Source organism: [Bacillus] caldolyticus (assembly GCF_003595605.1).
GTDB classification, from domain to species: Bacteria; Bacillota; Bacilli; order Bacillales; family Anoxybacillaceae; genus Geobacillus; species Geobacillus thermoleovorans.
The window spans coordinates 1,932,501-1,951,126 of the sequence record NZ_CP025074.1; the positions used below are offsets into that span (position 1 = coordinate 1,932,501).

An 18,626-nucleotide genomic window follows, 5' to 3' on the forward strand; every position below is an offset into this window, starting at 1 on the left:
CTGTTTGCTCCCCACGCTTTCGCGCCTCAGCGTCAGTTGCAGGCCAGAGAGCCGCCTTCGCCACTGGTGTTCCTCCACATCTCTACGCATTTCACCGCTACACGTGGAATTCCGCTCTCCTCTCCTGCACTCAAGTCCCCCAGTTTCCAATGACCCTCCACGGTTGAGCCGTGGGCTTTCACATCAGACTTAAGGAACCGCCTGCGCGCGCTTTACGCCCAATAATTCCGGACAACGCTCGCCCCCTACGTATTACCGCGGCTGCTGGCACGTAGTTAGCCGGGGCTTCCTCGTGAGGTACCGTCACCGCGCCGCCCTCTTCGAACGGCGCTCCTTCGTCCCTCACAACAGAGCTTTACGACCCGAAGGCCTTCTTCGCTCACGCGGCGTCGCTCCGTCAGGCTTTCGCCCATTGCGGAAGATTCCCTACTGCTGCCTCCCGTAGGAGTCTGGGCCGTGTCTCAGTCCCAGTGTGGCCGGTCACCCTCTCAGGCCGGCTACGCATCGTCGCCTTGGTGAGCCGTTACCTCACCAACTAGCTAATGCGCCGCGGGCCCATCCGCAAGTGACAGCCAAAGGCCGCCTTTCAACCAAAGACCATGCGGTCTTCGGTGTTATCCGGTATTAGCTCCGGTTTCCCGGAGTTATCCCGGTCTTGCGGGCAGGTTGCCCACGTGTTACTCACCCGTCCGCCGCTGACCAAATCAGAGCAAGCTCCGATCCGGTCCGCTCGACTTGCATGTATTAGGCACGCCGCCAGCGTTCGTCCTGAGCCAGGATCAAACTCTCCAAAAGAAAGTTGATTGGCTTTTTGCTTCAGCCGCAGCACCAAAGGCGCTAAACGACCTCCGCTTTTCGTCGCGCTTCGTTTCGTTCAGTTTTCAAGGAACGAGACCTCTTCTTAAACTTGCTTCGTTGCAGTCTTGCGCCGAGGAACCCAATTCCCCCGAATTCACTAGAAGACACAGGCGCAAAGTTGCTGCATTGAAACAACTTCTCTGCTGGTTTTCGTCGAAGAATCCCGCTTCTCTCCATTCACTTGCAGGACACAAGGTTGCTACTTTAGTTTGCTTCTCTGTAATCCTACCGAGGAACCTCACGTCTTCAAATTCCCTTGCAAGCGGCAGGCACAGACATAAAGCAACAGTGGAGCCTATCGGGATCGAACCGATGACCTCCTGCGTGCAAAGCAGGCGCTCTCCCAGCTGAGCTAAGGCCCCATATATCCGCTATCGGGAAGACAGGATTTGAACCTGCGACCCCATGGTCCCAAACCATGTGCTCTGCCAAACTGAGCTACTTCCCGCCAACGCGCTCGAGAGGATTCGAACCCCTAACCTTCTGATCCGTAGTCAGATGCTCTATCCAATTGAGCTACGAGCGCAAGTGCCGAGGGCCGGACTCGAACCGGCACGGTAGTGACCTACCCCAGGATTTTAAGTCCTGTGCGTCTGCCAATTCCGCCACCCCGGCTAAATGGGCAAATAAATGGAGCGGAAGACGGGACTCGAACCCGCGACCCCCACCTTGGCAAGGTGGTGTTCTACCGCTGAACTACTTCCGCTCGAATCAACATGCGGGTGAAGGGACTCGAACCCCCACGCCCGTAAAGGGCACTAGACCCTGAATCTAGCGCGTCTGCCAATTCCGCCACACCCGCAAATCAATTGTGGTGAGCCATGGAGGACTCGAACCTCCGACCCTCTGATTAAAAGTCAGATGCTCTACCTACTGAGCTAATGGCTCATAGTCAAGTATACACTCACAATGAACGATGTCCCTTCCTCTGCTAGCATATTCGAAGATGTTGGATGCGTCGGGACAACTCGAAGCAAATCCGAAGATGCTTCGCTCGTTGCTCTACCTACTGAGCTAATGGCTCATGGTTAGGATAACACTCTACAGCTTCGTTTCACTCTACCTGCCTCTTCCTCTCCCAGCCGATTCAAAGATGCCAAGTGCGTCGAGGCAACTCGAAGCAAACTCGAAGATGCAGCGCTCGTTACTGAGCTAATGGCTCATAGTCAAGTATACACTCACAGTGAACGATGTCCCTTCCTCTGCTAGCATATTCGAAGATGTCGGATGCGTCGGGACAACTCGAAGTAGATTCAAAGATGTAATACTCGTCACTGAACTAATGGCTCATAATAGGTGATGGTGGAGGATGACGGGATCGAACCGCCGACCCCTTGCTTGTAAGGCAAGTGCTCTCCCAGCTGAGCTAATCCTCCACAAGATTGCCTAGCGACGACCTACTCTTGCAGGGGCGCTGGCCCCAACTACCATCGGCGCTGGAGGGCTTAACTTCCGCGTTCGGGATGGGAACGGGTGTTTCCCCTCCGCTATCATCACTAGACAATCAACAGACAAGTTATATTATAATTAAATTTATTTATTTGTCAACTAGATCCTTGTTTTTGATTAGTGCTGTCATTTCAACGTGCTATCATAATATAACACGTTGGGAGTGGTTTGTCAACTCGACTTCCTGTGTTTGTTTTTCAACAAAACAACGACAACTATTTTTACATAAATGAAAAGCCCCCTGCTGCTTGTCTTTGCAGGGAGCGATCAAATTTATTTATGACGCATTTGCGGGAAAAGCAACACGTCGCGGATCGACGACGAGTTCGTCAGCAGCATGACCAGACGGTCGACCCCGATGCCAAGCCCGCCTGTTGGCGGCATGCCGTACTCGAGCGCTTCAAGGAAGTCTTCGTCCATTTCATGTGCTTCATCGTTTCCTTGTTCACGCTCTTTCAGCTGCGCCTCAAAGCGTTGGCGCTGATCGATCGGATCATTCAATTCGGTAAAGGCGTTGGCATGTTCGCGCCCGACGATAAACAGCTCAAATCGGTCGGTAAAACGCGGGTCGTCCGGATTTTTCTTGGCCAACGGTGAAATTTCAACCGGATGGCCATAAATGAACGTCGGCTGAATGAGGTGAGACTCGACTTTTTGTTCAAAAAATTCGTTGACAATATGGCCAAACGTCATATGTGGAGCAACTTCCACTCCGTGTTCTTTCGCCAGCTCCCGCGCCTCTTCGTCGCTCATCTGCCGCCAGAAGTCGACGCCGACATATTCCTTGATCGCATCGACCATATGGAGGCGCCGCCACTCGGGCGTTAAGTCGACGACATGCTCGCCGTATTGAATTTTCGTCGTTCCAAGCACTTCAGTGGCAATGTGGGCGATCAAGTTTTCCGTTAGTTCCATAATGTCGCGGAAATCGGCGTACGCCTCGTACAATTCGAGCATCGTAAACTCCGGGTTATGGCGGGTGGAAATGCCCTCGTTCCGGAAAACGCGGCCGATCTCGTACACTTTTTCCAAACCGCCGACGATAAGCCGTTTTAAATGGAGCTCGATAGCGATTCGCATATAAAGCGTCATATCCAATGCGTTATGATGCGTAATGAACGGGCGCGCCGCAGCGCCTCCAGCCACAGCGTGCATCATCGGCGTTTCAACTTCCAAATAGCCACGGCTGTCAAGATACCGCCGCATCGATTGAATGATCAAACTGCGGGTGATGAACGTCTTTTTGCTCTCCGGATTCATAATTAAATCGAGATAACGCTGGCGATAGCGTTGCTCTATGTCTTTCAAACCATGGTATTTTTCCGGCAGCGGACGCAGCGCTTTCGTCAAAAATTCGTACGACGACACCTTGATGGAAAGTTCACCAACTTTTGTTTTAAACATTGTGCCGCGCACGCCGACGATATCGCCAAGGTCAGAGATTTTAAACAGTTCGTACTGCTGTTCGCCAACATCGTCTTGACGGACGTAAATTTGAATCTGCCCGGTGACATCCTGGATATGGGCGAACCCGGCTTTTCCTTTGCCGCGCTTTGTCATGATGCGGCCGGCGACGGCGACTTCAATTTGCTTTTCTTCAAGTTCCTCTTTCGACAAATCACCGTACAGTTCGAACAGTTCTTGCGCTTTATGAGTGCGCTCGAACCGTTTGCCAAACGGGTCGACACCCAATTCCTCAATTTTTTTCAGCTTTTCCCTGCGGACGCGCAGTTGGTCGTTCAATTCTTCATGACTCATACCTCATTCACTCCATTTAGCGATTTTTTACGAAAAATACTGCCAGCGCTCGCTGGCAGTCCTCCGCTGCATGAACGTCATCTCCGTTGTTTAAACGGCTTCGGCGTTCGCCGCTGCTTGGACTTCCGCTTCCTCCGCCACGCGAAGCAACAGTGCGGCCAGTTCGTCCCGCGTTTCACATTCATTGATGGCGTTGCGGATTTTCGCTGCGCCGCGAATGCCTTTTAAATACCAAGCAGCGTGTTTACGCATTTCTTTGACGGCGATATATTCGCCTTTTAAGGCAATTAATCGGTCTAAATGCAGCAGGCAGACATCGATTTTTTCCCTCGGCGTCGGTTCCGGGATGAGCTCTCCAGTTTCTAAATAACGGACAGTGCGATAGATCATCCAAGGGTTTCCAAGCGCCGCCCGTCCGATCATGACGCCGTCGACCCCTGTTTCTTCAAGCATCCGCTTTGCATCTTGAGGCGTTTTGACATCTCCGTTGCCGATAACCGGGATGTTGACGGCTTCTTTCACTTGCTTGATGATGTTCCAGTCCGCTTTTCCTTCATACATTTGCACCCTTGTCCGTCCGTGGACGGCGACGGCCTTCCCGCCGGCGCGCTCAACGGCTTGAGCGTTTTCGACGGCGTAAATGTGCTTTTCATCCCAACCGATCCGCATTTTCACCGTGACCGGTTTTTCAACGGCATCGACGATCGCGGCAACGACATCATAAATTTTATTCGGGTCAAGCAGCCATTTCGCTCCAGCGTCGCAATTCGTAATTTTCGGCACTGGGCAACCCATGTTGATGTCGATGATATCTGCATTCGTATTTTTATCGACAAATTTCGCCGCTTTGACGAGCGTTTCTTTCTCGCCGCCGAAAATTTGCAAGCTGATCGGCTTTTCCCGTTCATCAATATATAACATGTTTAACGTCTTTTCGTTGTTGTATACGATTCCTTTGTCGCTTACCATCTCGGCGCATACAAGCCCGGCGCCGAATTCTTTGACGGTCAGGCGGAACGCGGAGTTGCATACGCCTGCCATCGGAGCGAGCACGACGCGGTTTTTAATTTCGACATCGCCAATGCGAAACATCGCAGATGCCTCCTTTCTACTTGTTCGATTCGAGTTTCGGCGGCGCCAGTTCTTCCACCGATATATTCAGCCGTTCGGCGATTTGTCCAACGAGCGAATCGGACGGCATCCGGTTCCCCCGTTCAATTTCACCAAGGATCGATACGGAAATGCCTAGTTCTTTCGCCAGTCTTTCTTGCGTATATCCTTTCAACTTTCGAAAAGCGCGAATACGTCTTCCCCATCTTTCCGCTTCCATACATGAACTCCTTTTTTGTCAGGTAGTCGGCCAATGATGTCGATTAACGGCTCGGAAAGGTTCGGTATTGCCACGTGGGAGTTGACTTCAAACAACGGGATGAGCACGAACGCCCGCTCCGCCATGCGCGGATGCGGGATCGTCAGCTGCTCTGTTTCAATATTTTCATGATTATACAGCAAAATGTCAAGGTCTAACGTCCGTGGTCCCCAGCGAATTTCCCTTTTTCTTCCAAGTTGTCGTTCGATTTGCTGGGTCACGTCAAGCAAGGCAAACGGCGACAACGTGGTCGCCACCTCGATCACCATGTTTAAAAACTTGCCTTGGTTGACATAGCCGACCGGATCGGTTTCATAAATCGATGAGCTCGATGTGATAAAAATTTCCTGATGATGATGGAGCGCTTCAATGGCAGAACGCAAATAGGAAACACGATCTCCGAGGTTGGAGCCTAAAGCGAGATATGCGATGTTTTCCATTTAACGACCCCTATCAATTTCGACTGCGACATGTTGATAATGGCCGCGAATCGGCGGATTCGGCTTCGTCACTTTGACAATGCAGCGCTCGACAACAGGAAAGGCAGCGAGCAAGTCGGCGGCGATCGCTTCAGCGACCGCCTCGATCAAGGCGAACGTCCGCTCCTCAACGATCGCCCGGCAGCGCTCGTACACATCGGCGTAGTTGACGGTATACTCAAGACAATCGCTCCGCCCGGCAGGCTGCAAGTCGAGCTCCAACGTCACATCGACCAAAAATCGCTGGCCGAGGATGTTTTCTTCGCGAAACACCCCGTGGTAGCCGTAAAACTCCATGCCTTGCACATAAATTTTATCGATGACCGCTCTCTCCCTTCCCAAGCATAGCATCCATCATTTTGGCCATGCGGGCAATCGGCAATACATCATGGACTCGGACGATGTGCACCCCTTTCATGATGCCGAGACAAACGGTCGCTCCTGTTCCTTCGACCCGCTCCTCGACAGGCACGCCGAGCACATGGCCGATAAATCGTTTGCGCGACGTGCCAAGCAAAAGCGGATAGCCGAGAGCGGCAAATTCATCAAGGCGCCGCATCACCTCCAAGTTATGCTCGACCGTCTTGGCGAAGCCGATCCCCGGATCTAAAATAATGTTCTCATCTTTCACACCCGCCTCTTTGACAATGCGAATGCTTTCTTTCAAATCGGCGATCATGTCGGAAATCAAATCGCGATAGGCCATATCGCGGCGGTTGTGCATTAAAATGATCGGCGCACCGTACGTGGCGGCGACGCGGGCCATATCAGGGTCCGCCTTGGCTCCCCAAACGTCGTTGATGATGTGCGCCCCGGCTTCCATGGCTTGCCGCGCTACTTCCGCTTTGTACGTGTCAATTGAGATCGGTACACTCACCGCCTTAGCAATCGCTTTTACCGCCGGAATGACGCGGCGCAATTCTTCATCAAGCGGCACTGGATCCGCCCCCGGACGAGTCGATTCACCGCCGATGTCAATGATGTCTGCTCCTTCCGCCACGAGCCGCTTCGCGTGCTTGACCGCGTTTTCCACGTCGTAAAACCGGCCGCCGTCGGAAAACGAATCGGGCGTGACGTTGACAATGCCCATGATCAACGTTTTTTTGTTTAAGTCAAGCTCATGCCCGCGGCATTGAAGCCGAAGAGGGCGCATCGATGTTGTCATCAGTCGTTCATCCTTTCCGCCAATTCGTTCCTCGTCCATAACCGATGGGTCAAGCGTCGGTAATGGTGCTGCAAGGCCCGGACCACCGGACCATTTTTTCCTTGGTAAACGCAATGGCCAATGCGGCAAAGGGGTACAATTTCCTGCACAGAGTTGGTGATAAATGCTTCATCAGCCTGCAACAAATGGGACAGCGGATATACCCCTTCTTCAACTGGGATGCGCAACTGCTTGAGCAAAGCAATGATGAATTGTCTTGTGATGCCGTTTAATATGCCGACAGCCGGCGCTGGCGTGTAGACGATGCCGTCTTTCACCCAAAAAATATTGGAAACGATCCCCTCCGCTACCGCACCATCTGAATTCAAAAAAATTCCTTCCGCATGAGGTCGATGTCCGAGCTCCCATTTCCCAATCATATTGTTTAAATAATGGTGCGACTTTAGTCGCTCATTGCCTTCCGGGCTGTTTCGCCTTGCCGCGAGCACCACCCCTTCTTTTCCTTCCGGAGGGACGGGCGGCGGAAGCGGCTTCATATAGACGATGACGGTCGGGTTTCGGTAACGTTCGATCGGCAAGCCGAGATCGCCGACCCCGGCCGATACATTGAAGCGCACATAAGCGTCGCGCAAGCCATTGGCCTCGAGCAACTGCTCGATGATCGCCACCGCTTCGGCGCGGCCGAACTGCCTTTCGATGTGAAGCTCAGACAGCCCTTTGTTCAATCGGGCCAAATGATCGTCAAGCAAAAAAGGGTGGCCGCTATACGTGCGGAATGTTTCAAATAAGCCAAGCCCATATAAAAAGCCGTGATCAAACGCTGATAACTGCGCTTCTTCGCGCGGAACGACCGCGCCGTTGATATACACGTACATGACTGTCACGCCTTTTTATACGTGTTGATAAAGTTTTTCAACAGTTGCATCCCATGGCTTGTCATAATCGATTCCGGGTGAAACTGCACGCCTTCCACCGGCAGCGTTTTATGGCGAATCGCCATCACTTCATCCTCTTTCGTCCAAGCCGACACGACGAAACAGTCCGGAAGCGTCTCTTTCTCGACGATAAGGGAATGGTAGCGCGTTGCCGTAAACGGGTTCGGCACGCCGCAGAAAATCGTCTCCCCATCATGGTAGACGGACGATGTTTTCCCGTGCATCAGCCTTGGAGCGCGGACAACGCGGCCGCCGAACGCCTGGGCGATGGCTTGATGCCCGAGGCAGACGCCGAAAATCGGAATTTGGCCGGCAAAGCGATCGATGACTTCCAGGCTGACCCCTGCCTCATTCGGTGTGCATGGACCGGGGGAAATCATAATAAAATCAGGGCGGAGTCGTTCGATTTCAGCCACCGTAATTTCATCATTCCGTTTGACAATCAGCTCTTCTCCCAACACGCCCAAATATTGCACCAAATTGTACGTAAATGAATCGTAGTTATCAATCATGACGATCATCATTCTCACCTCATGCTCGGAAATAATGCCTCTGCTTCGCTCAGCTCTTTCGCTTTCCAAAGGGCAGCCGCTTTCTTTACACATTCCTTGTACTCATGCTCTGGGTTGGAATCGATGACGATGCCCGCTCCTGCCTGTACATGCGCCAATCCGTCTTTGACGACCATCGTTCGAATGGCGATGTTTAGCTCCATGTTTCCTTGAAAATCGATCCAACCGATCGAGCCCGTGTACAAGCCGCGGCGGACCGGTTCCAACTCTTCAATAATTTCCATTGTTCGCACTTTCGGGGCGCCGGTGATCGTCCCGCCGGGAAACATGGCGCGAATGACGGAAAACGCATCGTGCTCCATCGTCATGGTGCCGGATACGTGAGAAACGATATGCATCACATGAGAATACTTTTCGACGGTCATCCATTCGTCAACTCGAACCGTCCCGTATGCACAGACGCGCCCAAGGTCATTCCGCTCAAGATCAACGAGCATGGCGTGCTCGGCCCGCTCCTTTTCACTCGCAAGCAACTTGCGAGCAATTTGTTCATCCTCTGCCGCCGTCCGACCGCGCGAACGTGTGCCGGCAATCGGCCGCGTCTCAAGACGCCATCCCCGCTTGCGGACGAGCAACTCCGGCGAGCCGCTGACGACTTGAAATTCCGGGGTATGCAAATACGCCATGTAAGGGGACGGATTCAGCATCCGCAACTGCTTGTAGACGGCAAATGGATGCGTCACCAGCGGCTGCGACTGACGCACCGATAAGTTGACTTGAAACACATCGCCCGCCGCAATATAGCGTTGCACGCGGCGAACCGCATCCATAAACCTCTCTTTTGTCATTGAAACAGACGGCGCAGCTGTCGAGGCAGCAAGCGGCCAGACCAGCGCTTCATTCCGATCCTCGAGCCACATCCGTGCATGCCGCGCAAGCCGCCGGTTTGCTTCGCTTTCCTCCCCTTCATTCGCGTAGGCAAGCAAATGAAGCTGTTCAGTTTGGTGATCATAAATCGCTACATCGTCAAAGAGGAAAAAATACATGAGCGGCAGCCGCAAATCATCTTGCGCGAGCACCGGGAGCCGTTCCATATAGCGAACCGCATCATAGCTAATGAAACCGATCAGCCCGCCTTGGCAAGGCAACGACTCCCCCTCATCCGGCACGGCGAAACACCGAAGCCATTGCCGGAGCCCTTCGAGCGGCGAGCCATCCAGCACCGTTTCAACCCCGCGCTGCTTGATGATGAGCCGCCGCTCGTCAGCGCGGATCACTCCGATCGGGTCAAGGCCGATAATGCTGTACCTTCCCCCTTGGCCGCTCTCAAGCAACACATGATGAGGCCGGCTATAGGCCAGCTGTTCGTACTGGCGGAACCAATCCCGTCCGCGATAATCGATAGTTCGTTTCAGTCGCCTGCGCCGCTGTTCCATCCTCGTCAGCTCCTTACGATGTCCATAGTTACTTTTATTGTACAATGATTGTCCGTCTGGGTCACCATCCTCGTAAAAAAATTCGACAGGGTTGCCCCTGCCGAAAAAGTCTGCTTAGTCTTCAAATTGGTAAAGAGGCGTGCTCAAATAACGTTCGCCGTTGCTCGGGATGATGGCGAGCACTTTTTTCCCTTTGCCGAGCTCTTTCGCCACTTTCAATGCCGCATGAATCGCAGCACCGGACGAAATGCCGCCGAGAATGCCTTCCTCGCGAGCCGCGCGGCGGGCCGCCGCAAACGCTTCTTCCGTCGTTACCGTAATAACCCCATCGTAAATGCTCGTATCCAAAATATCTGGAACAAAGCCAGCGCCGATCCCTTGGATTTTGTGCGGGCCCGGTTTTCCTCCCGACAAGACTGGGGAATCGGCCGGTTCAACGGCGTAAATTTTAATGTTTGGGTAAGCTTCGCGCAACACTTTGCCTGCTCCGGTGATCGTTCCGCCCGTGCCAACGCCGGCAACAAACGCATCAAGCTGGTCGCCCATTTGCTCCACGATCTCTTTCCCGGTCGTCAAGCGATGGATTTCCGGGTTCGCCTCGTTTTTAAATTGCTGTGGCATAAAGTAGCCGTGCTCGCGGACGAGCTCTTCCGCCTTTGCGATTGCTCCGCGCATCCCTTGTGCACCCGGTGTGAGCACAAGCTCGGCTCCATACGCCCGCAGCAGGTTGCGGCGCTCCAAGCTCATCGTATCCGGCATGACTAATACCGCCTTATATCCTTTCGCCGCCGCGACCATCGCCAATCCGATCCCAGTGTTGCCGCTTGTCGGCTCAACGATCGTGTCGCCCGGCTTCAGCTTGCCCGCTTTTTCCGCCGCTTCAATCATCGCCAACGCAATCCGGTCTTTGACGCTGCTGCCCGGGTTCATAAATTCCAGTTTCAAATACACATCCGCGCTGTCTTCATCAACGATGCGGTTCAGTTTCACGGCCGGCGTATCGCCGATCAATTCGGTTATCGAGTTGACTGTGCGTGCCATTGTTCCACCTCTAATCCCCATTAATTTTATCGACTTTGTCTCCAATGTATCAACTATTGGCGTAATTGTCAATCATTTTACTGTTTTCATTCTTTTTTTGCGAGTTGTTTCAACTGTTCCAGCTCCGCTTTGTCGAAATGGTACGTTTCATTGCAAAAATGGCACGAAGCTTCCGCCTGCCCTTCTTTGTCGATGATGTCTTGGATTTCCTCGGGCCCTAGGCTGATAAGGGCATCAGCGATCCGCTCGCGCGAACAGCGGCAGACGAATGACACCGGCATCGTCTCGAGCACACGGACGCCTCCATCTCCCAACAGTTGTTCGAGCAGCTGTTCCGGGCTGAGCCCTCTTTCGATCATGCGCGACACGGGCGGAATTTGTTTCAGCCGCTCTTCAATGCGAGTGATCGTGTTCTCCTCCGTCCCGGGCATCAACTGGATAATAAATCCTCCGGCGGCTCGGATGGTATGGTCGGGATTGACGAGCACCCCGACGCCAACCGATGACGGAATTTGTTCGGACGAAGCAAAATAATACGTAAAATCATCGCCAAGCTCCCCGGAGATAAGCGGCACTTGTCCGGTGAAAAAGTCGCGCAGCCCAAGATCCTTCACAACCGTCAACATCCCATTTTTGCCGACCGCCCGTGCCACATCAAGTTTCCCATGCTCGTTCAGCTCAAAATGTACATGTGGATTCGTTACATAGCCACGCACTTCCCCTCTGGCGTTGCTGTCAACTAAAATGACGCCGATCGGGCCGCCGCCGTCAATTTTAATCGTCAACGTTTCCTCGCCTTTCAGCATCGCTCCCATCATAACACCGGCGGTCAACGCCCGGCCGAGAGCCGCTGAGGCGGTCGGCCATGTTTGGTGGCGGCGTTGCGCCTCGGCGACAGTTTCCGTCGTTCTTGCGGCATACGCTCTCACTTGTCCATTGTAAGCGAGTGCTTTGACTAAGTAGTCTCCCATCTTCATCAAGCCTTTCATCCTTTTTTCTCGGTGTTTTTCTCGTACAACAATTTTAAGCCAGTCAGCGTCAAAAACGGATCAACGACATCGATGATGTCCGATTCGCTGGCAATGAGCGGAGCCAAACCGCCAGTAGCAATCACCTTCGGCGGGATTTTGCTTTTCGCCTTCATTCGCGACACGATGCCTTCCACTTGTCCGACATAACCGTATAAAATGCCGGCTTGCATGGCGCTGACCGTATTTTTGCCGATGATATCATCCGGGCGGGCGATTTCAATGCGCGGCAATTTCGCCGCCCGCGCGAACAGAGCCTCTGTCGAGATCATAATTCCCGGGGCAATGGCCCCTCCCATATATTGTTTATGTTCATTAATATAACAATACGTCGTCGCCGTGCCAAAATCGACGATAATCAGCGGACTGCCGTACAAATGGATGCCGGCGACCGCGTTGACAATCCGGTCGGCGCCCACCTCACGCGGATTGTCATATTTGATGTCGAGCCCGGTTTTAATGCCCGGACCGACGATGAGCGGTTTGATATGGAAATATTTTAGACACATGCGTTCAAGAGCAAACATAATCGGCGGCACGACCGAGGAAATGATGATGCCTCGAATGTCGGAAAACTGCAAGCCGACATGGTTCAAGAGCGCTTTGATCATCATGCCGTATTCGTCTTCCGTTTTCGAGCGGCTTGTTTCAATGCGCCAATGATGTTTCAGTTCGTCCCCGTCATACACCCCTAACACCGTGTTTGTATTGCCGACGTCCAATACAAAAATCATCGCTTCATTCCTCGCTTTTCCTCGATAAATTCCCATTCTTTATCATATCATACTTACGGGAAAAAAACTGTCCTTCTTTCCCTGGGCCGCCGGCAAAAAAAAAGATGCCTCCGAACAGAGACATCGATTACTCCTCTTTCTTTTGGATGTTGATTTTCACATCGCCGTCGCTTTTGCCGGACTCCTCGCGCCCGTTCCGGTCTTTGGGCAGCGTGCCATGTTCGAACAAATGTTTAATTTGCTCCGCATCGAGCGTCTCGACTTCCAACAGCGTGTTGGCGATCAAATCCAATTTGTCCCGATGTTGGGTCAAAATTTGTTTCGCTTTTTCATAGCACTCTTTAATGATGCGCTGAATCTCTAAGTCAATTTCATAGGCGATTTTGTCGCTGTAGTTTTGCTCGTTGTGTAAGTCACGTCCTAAAAACACTTGCCCGCTCGGTTGGCCGAATTGAAGCGGACCAAGCTTTTCGCTCATACCAAACTCCGTCACCATCCGGCGCGCGATGTTTGTCGCCCGTTGAAAATCGTTGTGGGCCCCTGTACTCACTTCATTGAACACGATTTCCTCGGCAACGCGCCCGCCGAGCAGTCCGGTGATTTTATCCATCAGTTCGGCTTTCGTCATAAAGTAGCGGTCTTCTTTCGGCAGCATGACCGCATAGCCTCCGGCTTGGCCGCGCGGCACAATCGTCACTTTATGCACCATTTCCGCATCGGCGAGCACCATGCCGATGACCGTATGCCCAGCTTCGTGAAACGCGACGATGCGCCGTTCTTTTTCCGAAATGACGCGGCTTTTTTTCGCCGGTCCGGCAATCACCCGGTCCGTCGCCTCGTCGATGTCGCTCATATCAATTTTCTTTTTGTTGCGGCGCGCTGCAACGAGCGCCGCCTCATTCAGCAAGTTTTCCAAGTCGGCGCCGGAAAATCCAGGCGTCCGCATCGCGATCGTCTTCAAGTCAACCGATTCATCGAGCGGCTTGTTGCGGGCATGCACGCGCAGCACCGCTTCGCGCCCTTTGACGTCCGGGCGGTCGACGGTAATCTGCCGGTCGAAGCGACCCGGGCGCAACAGCGCCGGGTCTAAAATGTCCGGCCGGTTGGTGGCCGCGATAATAATGATCCCTTCGTTGCCGTTAAAGCCGTCCATTTCGACAAGCAGTTGGTTGAGCGTCTGCTCACGCTCGTCATGGCCGCCGCCAAGGCCGGCGCCGCGCTGGCGGCCGACGGCGTCGATCTCATCAATGAAGATAATGCACGGGGCATTTTTTTTCGCCGTCTCAAACAAGTCGCGCACCCGCGATGCCCCGACCCCGACGAACATTTCCACGAAATCCGACCCGCTGATCGAGAAAAACGGCACGCCCGCTTCTCCGGCAACCGCGCGCGCCAACAGCGTTTTCCCGGTTCCGGGCGGCCCAACGAGCAATACCCCTTTCGGAATGCGGGCGCCAAGTTCCGCAAACTTGCGCGGATCTTTTAAAAACTCGACGATTTCCACCAACTCTTCCTTTTCCTCATCTGCCCCAGCCACATCGCGGAAGCGGACTTTCCGCTTGTCATCCGTATACAGCCGCGCCCGGCTTTTGCCGAAATTCATCACCCGGCTGCCGCCGCCCTGTGCCTGGTTCAAAAGGAAGAAGAACAAAATAAAAATAATAACAAATGGGATGATGGAAGTGAAAAACGTCACCCATCCGCTCGTTTCGTCCGCTGGCACGACTTCCACCCGCGTCCGCGCCGCCGCCGCATCGATGCGGTCAAGCACTTTGTCACTGTTCATGACGTAGGTGGAAAAGTACTGCCCTTCGCTATATGTTTTCAACTGGCCTTTGATTTCATATACGCCGCGCTCCGGCTTAATGGAAAACGACTTGACATCCCCGTTTTCCAGATGAGTGATGAACGCATCGTACGTCATCGGCTCCGTTCGCTGGTTCGTGCCGTTAAAAAAGCTGACGACGCCGATCACGACGAGGAAAATCAGCAAATAAAAGATGGTATTGCGGAAAATCCGGTTCATTTCTTGCCTCCTCCCATATGAAACACACTATACTCAATACTATCATAGAAATTTGTTTCAATACAAACAATTCGGCCGTCGCCCAGCAACCGTTCTACTTTTGGTACACTTCCGGCTTTAAGACGCCGATAAACGGGAGGTTGCGGTATTTTTCCGCGTAATCGAGCCCATAGCCGACGACGAATTCATCCGGGACGGTAAATCCGGTGTAATCGGCTTGAATGTCCGCCTTCCGTCCAGACGGCTTGTCAAGAAGCGTGACGATTTTGATCGAATTCGCCTTCCGGTAGCGAAACAAGTCGACCAAATAGCTGAGCGTCAGCCCACTGTCAATAATATCCTCAATGATCAAAATATCCCGTCCTTCGACGGAGGTGTTCAAGTCTTTGACGATTTTCACTTCGCCGGATGAAACGGTCGCATTGCCATAGCTTGATACGTCCATAAAATCCATTTCTAAATATGTATCAATATGTTTGAGCAAATCGGCCATAAACGGCATCGCCCCTTTGAGAACGCCGACAGCGAGCGGAAAACGGCCTTCATATTCTTTCGTTAACAAACCGCCGAGTTCTTTGACTTTTGCCTGAATTTCCTCTTCAGTGATCAACACTTTTTGAATATCGTCTTTCATCCCCATCTTATTTTTCCTCCTAGCTGTTCATCGCCTGATATTGCAGCAAAATATAGCGAGCTTGCCCACGGTTTTGCGCTTCGAAAGCCGATTTTTTCAAGCCAGGCACCCAAAGGATGCGACCGTCGGCATCTTCGACAATCGGCCAGCGATCCCTTTCCATCCGCGGAATTTTTGCTTCAATGAAAATTTCTTTCAATTTTTTCGTGCCTCCCGTCCCCTTGAGCACCATCCGGTCGCCGCGCCGACGCGTCCGCACGCGGAGCGGCAAGGAGACGGAAGCAGGATCCACGACGAACCAATCATTCCCGGCCTGCTTTCTTGGATAGTGTTCCCCAAATTCACTGATGATTGCATAGCCGTTTGGGAGGGGCAATAGCGCCGGAACCGGCAGTTCAAACCAATAGCCTTTCTCGCCGCTTTCTGCGTCAAAAGTAAACAAACAGCGGTCGTACGAGCGAATCACTTTGAGCCCTTTTGGCAAATCGATCATTCCGGAAGGGCGGCCGCGCTCACAAAGCATCAGTATATGGCCGATATGTACGGAAGTCAATGTCGGCGGAACGCCGCCATAAAGACGGAGAAGCAACAGCTGCAGCACCCGGCGCTGCAGCGGTCGCGGCAGCTCCAAAAATGGTCCGATGGAAAGCGCCGCATCGCGATGTTGTTTTTCCATTACTTTATTCAGCGCGTCCGCGGCTAATTCCTCCAAAAATTGCTCATCTTCCGCCATCATTTCGCTGTATTGCTGAAACCGCTCGTGCAGGCGCGGATTTTCCTGCCGCAGCAACGGGACAATATGATGGCGGAACCGGTTGCGCGTATAATCGTCTTTTTCATTGCTCGGATCGCAGCGTGGAGACAGCCCCATCTGCCGGCAATACGCTTCAATCTCCGCCCGGCTGACAGCCAAAAACGGACGGATGAGATAGCCGCCGTGAAACGGCCGTTTGACGGGGATACCAGCGTATCCTTTGCTTGTGCTGCCGCGCACAAGCCGCATTAAAATCGTCTCGACTTGATCGTCGCCATGATGGCCTACGGCGACGTACCCCGCTTGATGCTTTTCCATCAGTTCGGCAAAAAAGCGGTAGCGGCAGATCCGCGCCGCCTCTTGGGCGCCGAGACCTGCGCTGCGCTGAAAGGCCGGGACGTCGATTTGCGCAGTCTCACATAAAATACGGCGCTCCACGCAAAAACGTTTCACAAACTCCATCTCTTCTTCTGACTCCCGCCCACGAAACATATGGTCAACATGGGCCGCTATGACCTGAAGCTTCCATTCGTCGCGCAGCGACAAAAAAACGTGCAGCAACGCAAGCGAATCCGGGCCTCCGGAGACGCCAACGATGACGGCCGCTCCTTCTGAAAGCAGTTGATGCCTGTGGATAAAGGCGCGCACTTTGTCGATCATCCGAGCCAACCTCTTTGCGTTTCTTTCAGCTTCATCGTAACACGTCCGCCCTGTTTTCTCAAAAAAAATTACATCGCCAGCTGCCAATATATATAAAAGGCATAGGCGCCCAGCAATGCGGCGGCGATGACCACCGTTTCGACAATCCCTCTCGCTTGGCGGCGCCGTTTCACCTGCCGCCCCGACCGACGGCTTGGCACTGCCTTTCTTTCGTTTTCCGCCGATGTATGGCGGGAAGAGGCGGCCAATAAGTCGCGACGCATATCGGCCGCCTTTCGATATCGGCCGTCAAGCGCCTTTTGCAGCACCTCCTTGTATCGGGTTAAAAAGCGGTCCGTTTCGATGATGGACAACAGCTGCGCCCGACCGTCACCCTTTTTCTCAATCGGCCCCGGGCAGCAAGAAGAAATCATCACCATCGCCGCCGCAAACAAGTCGTAAGATGGCTCCGCTTTGCGCGATCCAAGCCCCCAATAGCCGCGGTCATACAGCTCAGTAAACTCTTTTACCGCCCTTCCTTGCAGCGTCGTCCCGCCCACATCAAGCAACCGAACCGACGGCGGCGACCCGGTAACGATCAAATTATCCGGCTTTAAATCCCCAAATACCCATCCTTCTTGATGAAGCCGATCAAGCACCGACAACAGCTGCATCACGAGCACGGGCGCCCATTCTTTTCCACGGCGGCGGATGAAAGCAGCGAAATTCTCCCCTTCAATATACTCCATCACATAAAACGGGATCGTCTCCCGCGCAAACGGGCTTTGCCAGTCATCGGCTTCCAGCAAAGAAGGCCCGAGGGCGGCTCCCTGGACCTTAGCAAAACGGCGCAATATATTCATTTCCGATGCCAATGACGCATAGTCATCGCTCAACTTGACGGCGACGCGAGTCCGGCCGTTCTCCGCCAAATAGACGACGCCGTTCGCCCCGCTGCCAAGCCGCCGCAGCAGCCGGTAGGAACGGCCGTGCCATTTCCCAGTGATGACCGTACCAGGCGGCAAATTACAAAGACGATTCTTCGATGTATGGCTCATCGCCATCGCCGATCCAGCTCCTTAACGACCGTTTACGCTCAAAATAGGCGATTGCCTCACGCAGCGCCGGTCCGGTCGGCGTCAGCCCGCCCGACGCCAATTTCGGAAAGATAGTGGACAACTCTTCAATCCTTGGCGTCCAGTCGATCATTTTTTCGGCGTGCGCCCGTTTTCCCGGGAAGATGAACACCGAAAAGCGGTTTTCGCCCATGCGCGCATTTAAGCTGAGCGATAAATCGATGAGCGCCTCTTTGACGGTCGGCAGTTTTGTTTTCATGCTCCCGCTCGTATCGATCAAAATGAGCACATCAAGGGCAACCGTTTCCCCGAGTTCATCGACGACTTCCATCACTTGGCCGCGCTTGTCCGGCGGCAAGTCCTCAAGCGAAACGTCAGAACCAAAGATTTGTTTCAACTCGCGATTGACGAGCCCTTGCAACGTCTGAGTCATCGCTTGGCGCGTCACCATTTGCACGGTTTGCGACAGCTGTTTCGCGTACACGACTTGGCTCATCCCGCCGCCAGCCGCGGCGATCGCTTCAATTTCCCGCCGTCCGTTTTCATCCATCGCACCTTGGTCCAAGATGCCGATCACGTTCACCGTAATGCCTTGCTCACGGGCTAGCGCCGCCATGGCGGCTGGGTCCTCACCATGGTTGGAGCAGCCATCGGTAATGAGCAAAATTTGCCGCAACGTTCCCTTTCGCACGTTCGTTCCCCTCCTTGGCGAATGTATTACCATCATCGCCGC

The 18,626-nt window shown here is 53.3% G+C and carries 17 protein-coding genes, 8 tRNA genes and 2 rRNA genes (1 of these 27 only partly in view); all 27 read right to left on the bottom strand.

Going from position 1 to position 18,626, the window contains the following annotated elements; translation table 11 throughout:
• Positions 1 to 795, bottom strand: a 16S ribosomal RNA gene (locus tag CWI35_RS10070) (it extends 763 nt beyond the left edge of the window).
• Between the two features lie 352 nt (positions 796 to 1,147).
• Positions 1,148 to 1,220: transfer RNA gene (locus tag CWI35_RS10075), tRNA-Ala, on the bottom strand.
• A 12-nt stretch (positions 1,221 to 1,232) separates the two neighbouring features.
• A tRNA-Pro gene (locus tag CWI35_RS10080) sits at positions 1,233 to 1,306 on the bottom strand.
• A 4-nt stretch (positions 1,307 to 1,310) separates the two neighbouring features.
• Positions 1,311 to 1,384, bottom strand: a tRNA-Arg gene (locus tag CWI35_RS10085).
• Positions 1,385 to 1,387: 3 nt separating this feature from the next.
• Positions 1,388 to 1,473, bottom strand: a tRNA-Leu gene (locus CWI35_RS10090).
• Positions 1,474 to 1,489: 16 nt separating this feature from the next.
• Positions 1,490 to 1,564, bottom strand: a tRNA-Gly gene (locus CWI35_RS10095).
• 11 nt (positions 1,565 to 1,575) lie between these two features.
• Positions 1,576 to 1,660: transfer RNA gene (locus tag CWI35_RS10100), tRNA-Leu, on the bottom strand.
• A gap of 10 nt (positions 1,661 to 1,670) precedes the next feature.
• Positions 1,671 to 1,746, bottom strand: a tRNA-Lys gene (locus CWI35_RS10105).
• 412 nt (positions 1,747 to 2,158) lie between these two features.
• Positions 2,159 to 2,234, bottom strand: a tRNA-Val gene (locus tag CWI35_RS10110).
• Positions 2,235 to 2,242: 8 nt separating this feature from the next.
• Positions 2,243 to 2,359, bottom strand: a 5S ribosomal RNA gene (rrf, locus tag CWI35_RS10115).
• 221 nt (positions 2,360 to 2,580) lie between these two features.
• Positions 2,581 to 4,065: a lysine--tRNA ligase gene (gene lysS, locus CWI35_RS10120; protein ID WP_025039045.1), complete on the bottom strand. Its 1,485-nt coding sequence runs from the start codon at positions 4,063 to 4,065 to the stop codon at positions 2,581 to 2,583.
• A 90-nt stretch (positions 4,066 to 4,155) separates the two neighbouring features.
• The gene (gene dusB / locus CWI35_RS10125; protein WP_011229588.1) at positions 4,156 to 5,157 is read right to left on the bottom strand and encodes a tRNA dihydrouridine synthase DusB; all 1,002 of its coding nucleotides are present in this window, start codon (positions 5,155 to 5,157) and stop codon (positions 4,156 to 4,158) included.
• 16 nt (positions 5,158 to 5,173) lie between these two features.
• Positions 5,174 to 5,395: a helix-turn-helix domain-containing protein gene (locus tag CWI35_RS10130; RefSeq protein WP_011229587.1), complete on the bottom strand. Its 222-nt coding sequence runs from the start codon at positions 5,393 to 5,395 to the stop codon at positions 5,174 to 5,176.
• Positions 5,347 to 5,874, bottom strand: coding sequence for a 2-amino-4-hydroxy-6-hydroxymethyldihydropteridine diphosphokinase (folK, locus tag CWI35_RS10135; protein ID WP_011229586.1), 528 nt, complete (start codon positions 5,872 to 5,874; stop codon positions 5,347 to 5,349). Before folK ends, CWI35_RS10130 begins: the two co-directional genes overlap by 49 nt.
• The gene (gene folB, locus CWI35_RS10140) at positions 5,875 to 6,210 is read right to left on the bottom strand and encodes a dihydroneopterin aldolase (protein ID WP_015373715.1); all 336 of its coding nucleotides are present in this window, start codon (positions 6,208 to 6,210) and stop codon (positions 5,875 to 5,877) included.
• A 16-nt stretch (positions 6,211 to 6,226) separates the two neighbouring features.
• On the bottom strand, positions 6,227 to 7,078 hold the full coding sequence (folP, locus tag CWI35_RS10145) for a dihydropteroate synthase (RefSeq protein ID WP_011229584.1): 852 nt from the start codon (positions 7,076 to 7,078) through the stop codon (positions 6,227 to 6,229).
• Complete coding sequence (pabC, locus tag CWI35_RS10150) at positions 7,078 to 7,953, bottom strand: aminodeoxychorismate lyase (protein WP_011229583.1); 876 nt, start codon at positions 7,951 to 7,953, stop codon at positions 7,078 to 7,080. The genes folP and pabC overlap by 1 nt, the downstream gene beginning before the upstream one ends.
• 5 nt (positions 7,954 to 7,958) lie before the next feature.
• Complete coding sequence (gene pabA / locus CWI35_RS10155; protein WP_023634495.1) at positions 7,959 to 8,534, bottom strand: aminodeoxychorismate/anthranilate synthase component II; 576 nt, start codon at positions 8,532 to 8,534, stop codon at positions 7,959 to 7,961.
• A gap of 5 nt (positions 8,535 to 8,539) precedes the next feature.
• A complete protein-coding gene (gene pabB, locus CWI35_RS10160; RefSeq protein ID WP_011229581.1) occupies positions 8,540 to 9,961 on the bottom strand; it encodes an aminodeoxychorismate synthase component I in 1,422 nt (473 codons plus the stop codon).
• 114 nt (positions 9,962 to 10,075) lie between these two features.
• Entirely contained in the window at positions 10,076 to 11,002 is a 927-nt protein-coding gene (gene cysK / locus CWI35_RS10165) for a cysteine synthase A (RefSeq protein ID WP_011229580.1), read from the bottom strand.
• Positions 11,003 to 11,088: 86 nt separating this feature from the next.
• Positions 11,089 to 11,973, bottom strand: a complete 885-nt coding sequence (hslO, locus tag CWI35_RS10170) for an Hsp33 family molecular chaperone HslO (protein WP_025039044.1) — start codon at positions 11,971 to 11,973, stop codon at positions 11,089 to 11,091.
• A 14-nt stretch (positions 11,974 to 11,987) separates the two neighbouring features.
• Positions 11,988 to 12,764, bottom strand: coding sequence for a type III pantothenate kinase (locus CWI35_RS10175; RefSeq protein WP_011229578.1), 777 nt, complete (start codon positions 12,762 to 12,764; stop codon positions 11,988 to 11,990).
• Between the two features lie 127 nt (positions 12,765 to 12,891).
• Positions 12,892 to 14,790: an ATP-dependent zinc metalloprotease FtsH gene (gene ftsH, locus CWI35_RS10180; protein ID WP_011229577.1), complete on the bottom strand. Its 1,899-nt coding sequence runs from the start codon at positions 14,788 to 14,790 to the stop codon at positions 12,892 to 12,894.
• 94 nt (positions 14,791 to 14,884) lie between these two features.
• Positions 14,885 to 15,430, bottom strand: coding sequence for a hypoxanthine phosphoribosyltransferase (hpt, locus tag CWI35_RS10185; RefSeq protein ID WP_012820458.1), 546 nt, complete (start codon positions 15,428 to 15,430; stop codon positions 14,885 to 14,887).
• Positions 15,431 to 15,443: 13 nt separating this feature from the next.
• Positions 15,444 to 16,838 (bottom strand): tRNA lysidine(34) synthetase TilS, encoded by a 1,395-nt coding sequence (gene tilS, locus CWI35_RS10190; protein WP_011229575.1) that lies wholly within the window; start codon positions 16,836 to 16,838, stop codon positions 15,444 to 15,446.
• Between the two features lie 68 nt (positions 16,839 to 16,906).
• The gene (locus CWI35_RS10195) at positions 16,907 to 17,881 is read right to left on the bottom strand and encodes a serine/threonine protein kinase (RefSeq protein WP_011229574.1); all 975 of its coding nucleotides are present in this window, start codon (positions 17,879 to 17,881) and stop codon (positions 16,907 to 16,909) included.
• Positions 17,844 to 18,584, bottom strand: coding sequence for a vWA domain-containing protein (locus CWI35_RS10200; RefSeq protein WP_011229573.1), 741 nt, complete (start codon positions 18,582 to 18,584; stop codon positions 17,844 to 17,846). Before CWI35_RS10200 ends, CWI35_RS10195 begins: the two co-directional genes overlap by 38 nt.
• Between the last annotated feature and the right edge of the window lie 42 nt (positions 18,585 to 18,626).